At 61.8% G+C, this 6416-nt stretch carries 7 protein-coding genes; 1 reads left to right on the forward strand and 6 read right to left on the reverse strand.

The features are described 5' to 3' along the window. From AC16JP_RS11175 to AC16JP_RS11200, 6 genes are all read right to left on the reverse strand, one after another. The coding region (locus AC16JP_RS11175) for a dihydrolipoyl dehydrogenase (RefSeq protein WP_484340694.1) at positions 1 to 976 on the reverse strand (976 nt) is incomplete at its 3' end. Beyond that, a complete protein-coding gene (locus AC16JP_RS11180; protein ID WP_484340695.1) occupies positions 973 to 1623 on the reverse strand; it encodes a hypothetical protein in 651 nt (216 codons plus the stop codon). The genes AC16JP_RS11175 and AC16JP_RS11180, both read right to left, overlap by 4 nt. Further along, the gene (locus AC16JP_RS11185; protein WP_484340696.1) at positions 1620 to 2894 is read right to left on the reverse strand and encodes a pyruvate dehydrogenase complex dihydrolipoamide acetyltransferase; all 1275 of its coding nucleotides are present in this window, start codon (positions 2892 to 2894) and stop codon (positions 1620 to 1622) included. Before AC16JP_RS11185 ends, AC16JP_RS11180 begins: the two co-directional genes overlap by 4 nt. A gap of 11 nt (positions 2895 to 2905) precedes the next feature. Further along, positions 2906 to 4252 carry a pyruvate dehydrogenase complex E1 component subunit beta gene (locus tag AC16JP_RS11190; RefSeq protein ID WP_484340697.1) on the reverse strand — a complete coding sequence of 449 codons (1347 nt, stop codon included), beginning with the start codon at positions 4250 to 4252 and terminating at the stop codon, positions 2906 to 2908. Beyond that, the gene (pdhA, locus tag AC16JP_RS11195) at positions 4252 to 5259 is read right to left on the reverse strand and encodes a pyruvate dehydrogenase (acetyl-transferring) E1 component subunit alpha (RefSeq protein ID WP_484340700.1); all 1008 of its coding nucleotides are present in this window, start codon (positions 5257 to 5259) and stop codon (positions 4252 to 4254) included. The genes AC16JP_RS11190 and pdhA overlap by 1 nt, the downstream gene beginning before the upstream one ends. Before the next feature lie 220 nt (positions 5260 to 5479). Then, positions 5480 to 5821 carry an FtsB family cell division protein gene (locus AC16JP_RS11200; RefSeq protein ID WP_484340698.1) on the reverse strand — a complete coding sequence of 114 codons (342 nt, stop codon included), beginning with the start codon at positions 5819 to 5821 and terminating at the stop codon, positions 5480 to 5482. A gap of 392 nt (positions 5822 to 6213) precedes the next feature. Here AC16JP_RS11200 and AC16JP_RS11205 point away from each other — a divergent pair. Continuing rightward, a partial coding sequence (locus tag AC16JP_RS11205) for a hypothetical protein (protein WP_484340699.1) occupies positions 6214 to 6416 on the forward strand: 203 nt, incomplete at its 3' end.

Below are 6416 nucleotides of genomic sequence, written 5' to 3' on the forward strand. Positions count from 1 at the left end.
CACCGGCGATGCGTTCCACCGCCACGATTCCTTCGTGGCTAGCCTTGTGGGCAAGCCACGGAGCACCGGTCACGTCGCCGATCGCGTAAAGGCCGGGCACGTTGGTCTCGCACCATTCGTTGGTGACGATGTGGCCCCGGTCCAGTTGCACGCCCAGCGCTTCAAGCCCCAGATTCTCGGTGTTGGGAGCAATGCCGATGGCGATGATCACATGGCTGAACTTCTGCGCCTCGCCGCTGATCGTTGCGACGACACCATCCGCCTTCACGTCCAGCTTTTCGACCGACGCCTTGGTTCGGATGTTCATTTTCTGCTTTTTCAATGCCTTCTCAACGAATGTCGAGATTTCCTCATCCTCGACCGGCAGAATCCGGTCCAGCATTTCCACGATCGTAACGTTCGCACCCAGATCATTGTAGAAACTTGCAAATTCTACACCGATCGCGCCTGAGCCGATCACCAGAAGATCGGTTGGCATGGCAGGCGGCACCAACGCATGGCGATAGGTCCAGACCCGCTCGCCGTCGGCCTTCAGGTGCGGCAGTTCGCGCGCCCGCGCACCGGTGGCAACGATCACGTTCGAGGCCTGCAACGTCCTCTCGCCCACCTTGACGCTGGTGGCGGATGCAAGGGTCGCTTCGCCTTCCACCACCGTGACCTTGTGCTTCTTCATCAGGCCTTTGACACCCGCATTCAGTTGCGCGGCCACCTTGCGGCTGCGATCCGTCACCTTGGAAAGATCGAACCCGACCTGCCCCGCGCTCAGCCCGTAATTCCCTGCATGATCCATGTAGTGCTTGATCTCGGACGAGCGCAGCAGCGCCTTGGTCGGGATGCAGCCCCAGTTCAGGCATATCCCCCCCAGGCGTTCGCGCTCGACGATCGCCACCTTTTTACCAAGCTGCGAGGCCCGGATCGCTGCGACATAGCCCCCCGGGCCTGAGCCGATGATCACCAGATCGAATTGTTCTGTCATTTCTCTCTGCTCCTGCGCAGGTGCCGCCGCAATGTGGCGACGATGGTGAACGGAAGAACGATCGGCTTCAACACCGACATCCATGTTGGCATCACATTCTGCACGGTTTCGGAAAACATCGCGCCGGTGTGGCGGACGACGGCTTCCCTGTCGCACATGGTTTCAAAGTCCAGCTCGCCGTCGACGTTGGTGAACACCCGCGCTTCAACGCGGGAATGCGGCGAAATATACTCGAACATCAGGATGCGTTCACCGGCCTCGGTTTGCGGAAGCAACGAATATTCAGCGTCGGCCGTCGGCAGTATCACTGCGCCAAGCAAAACCCCTTCGCCAGGCTCGACGGGGTTATACGGCGTCAGCCGGACACGCAGGCGGACATTGTCGAACACCGAATGGGTGTTGTTCTCGATCACGACTTCCTGCTGCACGACACGATACAGCGGCGTTCCGCCCCAGGACAGTTCAACCCCGTCCGGGATGTACAGCGTGCTGCGGCGATCATCGTGCACTTCGATCCGGATTCGGCGCCCAAGCCGGTCCAGCCAATCCTCCAGCAACGGGCGCAACCCGGCCCCCGCGATCAGGGCAAGCCCCCCGACCACGCCAACGATCAGCAGCAGGGTCGAGAGAGAGACAGAGTCCGTCAAGCAAGCATGCCAAGGGGATTTTCAACGAGCACCCGAAACGCCGACATGAATTCCGCACCGACCGCGCCGTCGATTGCACGATGATCGAAACTGCCGGTCGCGCTCATGACGGTGGCAATCGCCAGCGCATCATCCAGCACAACCGGGCGTTTCTCTCCGGCGCCGACGGCCAGAATAAGCCCCTCGGGCGGGTTGATGACCGCGTCGAACTGCTTGATTCCATACATGCCGAGGTTCGACAGGCTGGCGGTGCCGCCGGTATATTCCGGCGGTTGCAGCTTGCCGTCCTTGGCGCGCGCAGCCAGTTCCTTCATCTCGGTTGCGATGACGCTGAGGCGCTTGTTCCCCGCATCGCGGATGACCGGCGTGATAAGCCCACCGGGGATGGCAACGGCAACCGACACGTCCGCACGATTGAATTTGCGCAGAGAATCGCCCGCAAAGCTGACGTTCGCATCCGGCACCTCGTGCAGGGCCAGACCAAGCGCCTTCAGCAGCATGTCATTTACGGACAGCTTCACGCCCTGCGGTTCAAGTGCGCGGTTCAATTCGCCGCGCAGCTTCAGCAGCGCATCAAGGCGAACGTCGACCGTCAGATAGAAGTGCGGCACCGAGCTTTTCGATTCGGTCAGCCGGCGCGCAATGGTCTTGCGCATGTTGGAAAGCTTGACCACCTGGTGCGGCACGTCGGTTGGCGCAAGCGGCGCTGCTGCTGCCGGTGCGGCAGGTGCAGCCACATTGGGCGCGACTGCGACTGGCGCAGAAACGGCCGGAGCCTTTCCGGACGCGGCCTCTACATCCGCCTTGACGATCCGGCCATGCGGGCCGCTGCCGCGAACCGTCGCAAGATCGACACCCAGAATCTGCGCGACACGCCGTGCAAGCGGACTGGCGGGCTGGCGCGCACCATCGGCCGATGCCAGGCGCGCTGCGGCGGCCGCGGGAACAGCGGCAGGAGCAGCAGAGGCAGCCGGCGCTTCTGCGACCGGGGCCGGGGCCGTCGGCTTCACACGAGGCGAAGCTTCCTCATCCTCGCCGGCAAGGCGCGCGATGACGGCGTTCACCTTCACGTCCTCGGCCCCCTCGGCAACCAGAATTTCGGTCACCACGCCTTCATCGACGGCTTCCACTTCCATGGTCGCCTTGTCGGTTTCGATCTCGGCGATCACGTCGCCCGCTTTCACCGTGTCGCCCGGCTTGATGTGCCACTTGGCAAGCGTCCCCGACTCCATCGTCGGAGACAACGCCGGCATGGTGATGTCGATGGCCATTGAACGTCTCCTCAGATGATGGAACGGACTGCGGCGACGACATCGGCCACCTTTACCAGCGCCGCCTTTTCCAGATTGTTGGCATAGGGAAGCGGTACATCCTGGTTGGTGACGCGAAGCACCGGCGCATCCAGATCGTCGAAACCTTTTTCCATCGCAATCGCAATAACCTCACTGGAAATGCTGCAAACCGGCCAGCCCTCTTCCACCACGACCATGCGGTTGGTTCGGGCCAGCGACGCCAGGATTGCAGCCTCGTCCAGCGGGCGGAGCGTGCGAAGGTCGAGCACTTCGCATTCGATTCCTTCGGCGGCCAGTTGCACCGCCGCCTCCAGCGCCACGCCAACCCCGATCGAATAGGAAACCAGCGTTACATGCGCCCCTTCGCGATACAGGCGCGCCTTGCCGATCGGAACGACATGTTCCCCTTCGGGCACGTCAAAGCTCTGGCCATAGAGAAGCTCGTTCTCGAGGAAGACGACCGGGTCCGCCGACCGGATCGCACTTTTCAGCAGGCCCTTGGCATCAGCGGCGTCATAGGGCGAAATCACCAAGAGGCCCGGAACATTGGCATACCACGGCGCATAATTCTGGCTGTGCTGGGCCGCCACCCGGCTTGCCGCACCGTTCGGCCCCCTGAACACGATCGGGCAGCGCATCTGCCCGCCCGACATGTAATTGGTCTTGGCCGCCGAATTGATGATGTGATCGATCGCCTGCATGGCGAAGTTGAAGGTCATGAACTCGACGATCGGCCTGAGGCCGCCCATCGCCGCGCCCACACCAAGGCCGGCAAAGCCGTATTCGGTGATCGGGGTATCCAGCACCCGCTTGTCGCCGAACTCGTCCAGCAGACCCTGTGTAACCTTGTAGGCGCCCTGATACTGGGCGACTTCCTCGCCCATCACGAACACACGGCTATCGGTCCGCATCTCCTCGGCCATGGCGTCGCGCAGGGCTTCACGCACGGTCTGCCTGCGGGTCGGACCTTCAAAGCATGCGAGGGCCGCTGGCGCATGTGCAGCCGGTGCAGGCTTCGCAGCGGGCGTTGCCGGCGCAGGCGGCGCAGCCGCTGCAACGGGCGCCGGCGGTGCGGGCTTCGCAGCAGGCGCAGCATCCTCGCCCTCTCCGGCGATCACGGCGATCACGGTGCCAACCTTCACGCCATCGGTTCCGGCGGCAACGTCGATGCTGACGACCGTTCCGCCTTCATCGGCTTCCAGCTCCATGGTCGCCTTGTCGGTCTCGATCTCGGCGATCACCTGGCCGGGCTTCACCACGTCACCGGGCTTGACCAGCCAGTTCGCAAGTGTCCCCTCCTCCATGGTCGGAGACATGGCAGGCAGTTTGATATCCATCAGTAGCTCCCCACCAGAACGTCGGTGTAAAGTTCAGCAAGGTCAGGCTCGGGCGCCTGCTCGGCAAAGTCGGCCGATTCCGCCACCTGCGCCTTTACCTGCTTCTCGATCTCCTTGAACCAGCCCTCGTCTGCGAAGCCCAGCTCCAGCATTTCGCGCTTTGCATGTTCGATGGCATCCCGGTTTTCGCGGACGGACTGCACTTCCTCGCGCGAGCGATACTTAGCCGGGTCCGACATCGAGTGGCCACGATAGCGATAGGTCTTCATTTCCAGCAGAATCGGACCGCGCCCGCTTTTTACCCAGTCCAGCGCAACCGTTGCCGCACCGCGAACCGCAAGAACATCCATGCCGTCCACCTGAAGGCCCTGAATACGGAAGCTTTCGCCACGGCGGTAAAGCTGATCCTCGGCCGATGCGCGATTTACCGAGGTTCCCATTGCATACTGGTTATTCTCGATCACGAAGATGACCGGCAGCTTCCAGAGTTCGGCCATGTTGAAGGCCTCATAGACCTGCCCCTGATTCGCAGCGCCGTCACCGAAAAAGGCCAGCGCCACGCCTCCTTCTTCGCCAAGCACTTCCGAGCGATACTTGTGTGCGAATGCCAGCCCGGCACCGATCGGCACCTGCGCACCGACGATGCCGTGACCGCCGAAAAAGCCCTGTTCAACAGAGAACATGTGCATCGAGCCGCCCTTGCCCCGGCTGATGCCGGCCGCCCGCCCGGTCAGTTCGGCCATGATGACCTTCGGGTCGATGTGGCAGGCAAGCATGTGGCCATGATCACGATAGCCGGTCACCACGCTGTCCTTGCCGGGAACGATCGCCGCCTGCAGGCCGGTCACCACCGCTTCCTGGCCGATATAAAGGTGACAGAAGCCGCCGATCAGGCCCATGCCATACAACTGACCAGCCTTCTCCTCGAAGCGCCGGATCAGCAGCATCATCCGGTAATATTCCCGGTATTCATCCTGCGTCGGCACATGGCGCCCGATATTGGACAGCCCTGCCCCGCCGCCCGATGCAGCGCCCGGTGCACCGGATGATTTACTTCCCGCGGCGCCCTTGCGCACCGCACCGCCCGCAGCCTTGGCCAAGACGCTTCCCTTTCCCACAGCAGGGACAGGCAGTGCCCATGCGCCACCCCCCTCGTTCAGGCTTACGTTCTACCCGTAGCCCTCCAAGTTTCAACAGGCACTGATGGCTTGTGCGCGAAAAACCGCGCTAACGTGTCGTCGCGGGCGGATCGAGCGGCACGATCACCTCGTCCGGGCGGATGACACCGAGATGGCGACGAACCAGTTCATCGGCGAAATCCGGGTCTGCGCCCTTCGGATCCAGCAGCTTGATGTCCCGCTCCAGCGAGGCGCGCCGAATCTCAAGCTCGCCACGCTCTTTCTCCAGATGGGCGCGATCGCGGCGGATATCGTCAAGCGCGAACCAGCCCGACGGGCCGAAAAGTGCGTGCGCGCCAAAATACAGGATAACGAGCAGACAAAGTGCCGGAAGCAAGGCGCGCTTGGTCAGCTCGAACAGAGAGAGGGACTGCATGGCCAACAGAATCACGCCCGCACCGCCCCGTCAAGTGCTGCGCCGCACACAGCGATTCGAATCGGCCCGCCGGGTGTCAACATCGGGCGCGTCCGATCTGGCTGATTCGCCGCCAACCGTGCCAAAATCCCCCGGCCAGACGCCACGAACGGCAACGGACTGGCCGGGGACGCACCGGAAAAAGTTAACGCACAGCATGCCAATTTGTGTTTGAATTGTCCTATAAGACACTGAATATGGGATGTTTCGACATATATGTTGTAAATTTACACCATATTGGACGTAACAATCTAAAAAAATGTAAACCCGTGATTTCATATCTTTAACAGGCATTCATCATCCGCTAACAAAGAGGGGCGAGGGCGAAAACATAACAAGGGTCGCCCCGTGAGAAACGGAGAAACGCCATGGTCAACAGTCTCGCAAAAGCAGGCGTAGCCGTCGCTCTCTTCATGGCCAGCGTTCCGTTGGCAGCCAGCCAGAACCGGGCAGAAGACCCGGCAGCCGGCAGCCAGGCCCAATACAAGACCGCCAGCTATCAGGCGGCTCAGCAACCAGTCGCAACGACGACGAACAACAACAAGAGTGACAACACAATGTCACCGGTGCC

This window comes from Sandaracinobacteroides sp. (genome assembly GCF_057137845.1).